This is a genomic window from Streptomyces sp. OfavH-34-F (assembly GCF_022347745.1).
Lineage (GTDB): Bacteria > Actinomycetota > Actinomycetes > Streptomycetales > Streptomycetaceae > Streptomyces.
In genome coordinates, this window is sequence record NZ_JAKRGC010000563.1 from 1 (window position 1) to 2,056 (window position 2,056).

2 protein-coding genes and 1 pseudogene are annotated in these 2,056 nt (G+C 75.4%); 2 read left to right on the forward strand and 1 reads right to left on the reverse strand.

Annotated elements, in window-relative coordinates:
• Together cobA and MHW47_RS34910 are read left to right on the forward strand one after the other, a co-directional pair.
• Positions 1-838: uroporphyrinogen-III C-methyltransferase (gene cobA, locus MHW47_RS34905; protein WP_239227838.1), on the forward strand; the 838-nt coding region annotated here is incomplete at its 5' end.
• A gap of 61 nt (positions 839-899) precedes the next feature.
• Complete coding sequence (locus MHW47_RS34910) at positions 900-1,721, forward strand: RNA methyltransferase (protein WP_239227839.1); 822 nt, start codon at positions 900-902, stop codon at positions 1,719-1,721.
• Positions 1,722-1,755: 34 nt separating this feature from the next.
• Here the strand turns inward: MHW47_RS34910 and MHW47_RS34915 are convergent.
• Positions 1,756-2,056: pseudogene (locus MHW47_RS34915) on the reverse strand (serine/threonine protein kinase); the annotation flags it as partial.

Consider the following 2,056-nt stretch of genomic DNA (forward strand, 5'->3'; position numbering starts at 1 on the left):
GCAGGGCCGCGACCCGCGCCACTCCGCCGCCGTCCGCGACGCGATCGTCGAGGGTCTGCGTACGGGCAGCATCGCGGCCCCCCACCACCGCACCCGGACCGCCGGCGTCGCCCTCGTCGGCGGCGGCCCGGGCGACCCGGACCTCATCACCGTCCGCGGCCGCCGCCTCCTCGCCGAGGCGGACGTCGTCATCGCCGACCGGCTCGGCCCGCGCGACCTCCTGGACGAACTCCCCCCGCACGTCGAGGTGATCGACGCCGCGAAGATCCCGTACGGCCGCTTCATGGCCCAGGAGGCCATCAACAACGCGCTGATCGAGCACGCCAAGGCCGGCAAGGCCGTCGTCCGGCTCAAGGGCGGCGACCCGTTCGTCTTCGGCCGGGGCATGGAGGAGGCGCAGGCGCTCGCCGCCGAGGGCATCCCGTGCACCGTCGTGCCCGGCATCTCCAGCTCGATCTCGGTCCCCGGCGCCGCCGGCATCCCCGTCACCCACCGGGGCGTCGCCCACGAGTTCACCGTGGTCAGCGGCCACGTCGCCCCCGACGACGAGCGCTCGCTCGTCGACTGGGCGGCGCTGGCCCGGCTGCGCGGCACCCTCGTCCTCCTGATGGCCGTCGACAAGATCGGCGCCATCGCCCGGACCCTCGTCGCCCACGGCCGGTCGCCCGAGACCCCGGTCGCCCTCGTCCAGGAGGGCACCACCGCCGCCCAGCGCCGCGTCGACGCGACCCTGGCGACCGTCGCCGAACGCGTGGTCGCCGAAGAGGTCCGCCCGCCCGCCGTCATCGTCATCGGCGACGTGGTCGGGGTCGGCCCCACCGCACCGGGCACCGCGTGAGCGGCGGCACCCCGCCCCTCGACCACCCCGCACCACCCACCTGACGAGGCAGCAGCGAACCGTGGCACGACCCATCACCGTCGAGGACCCCGACGACCCCCGCCTGAGCGACTACACCGACCTCACCGACGTAGAACTCCGGCGCACGAAGGAACCCGCCGAGGGCCTCTTCATCGCCGAGGGCGAGAAGGTGATCCGGCGCGCCCTGGGGGCCGGGTACGCGATGCGGTCCATGCTCCTGTCGGCGAAGTGGCTCGACGTCATGGGCGACGTCATCGAGGACACCGAAGCCCCCGTCTACGCGGTCAGCCCGGAACTCGCACAGCGCGTCACCGGCTACCACGTGCACCGGGGCGCCCTCGCCTCCATGCAGCGCAAACCGCTCCCGGCCCCCGCCGACCTCCTCGCCCACGGCGACGCCATCCGGCGCGTCGCCGTGTTCGAGGACATCGTCGACCACGCCAACCTGGGCGCCGCCTTCCGGAACGCCGCCGCGCTCGGCGTGGACGCGGTCCTGCTCACCCCCCGCTGCGCCGACGCCTTCTACCGCAGGGCCGTTAAGGTCTCGATGGGCGCCGTCTTCCACGTGCCGTGGACCCGGCTCACCTCCTGGCCGCAGGACACCCAGGTCCTGCGCGCGGCCGGCTTCACCCTCGCCGCGCTCTGCCTGAGCGACCGCGCGATCACCCTCGACGAACTCGCCGCCCGCGACGACGAGAAGCTCGCCCTGGTCTTCGGCACGGAAGGCGACGGCCTCGCCCCCGCCACCCTCGCGGCGGCCGACGAACACGTCCGCATCCCGATGGACGCCGGAGTCGACTCCCTCAACGTGGCGGCGGCCTCGGCGGTGGCCTTCTACGCCACCCGCCCCCGCACCGCCTGACCCCACGGCCCGGCGGACTCCCGGCCTCGGCCGGCTAGCCCTGGTGCCGGCTCTGCGCGTGCCCGAGGTCCACGCCCAGGCCCTGGGCCGGTCCCTGACAGCCCTGGGCCGCCGCGATACCCAGCGCCACCAGCAGCGTGACCACCACGAAGACCACGAGCCGCTGGCGCAGCAGCTTCGGGTTCGCGGGGCGGCGGCCCGTCGACGTGGTCCTGGTGCCGGGACGGGTGCCCGGCCTGCCGTTCGTCCCGTTGGTGCCCTGGGGGCGGCGGTTCGGGCGGGTGCCGCGCGGCGGCTGCTGCGCCGGGCGGCCGCCTCCGGTGCGGACGGGGGCG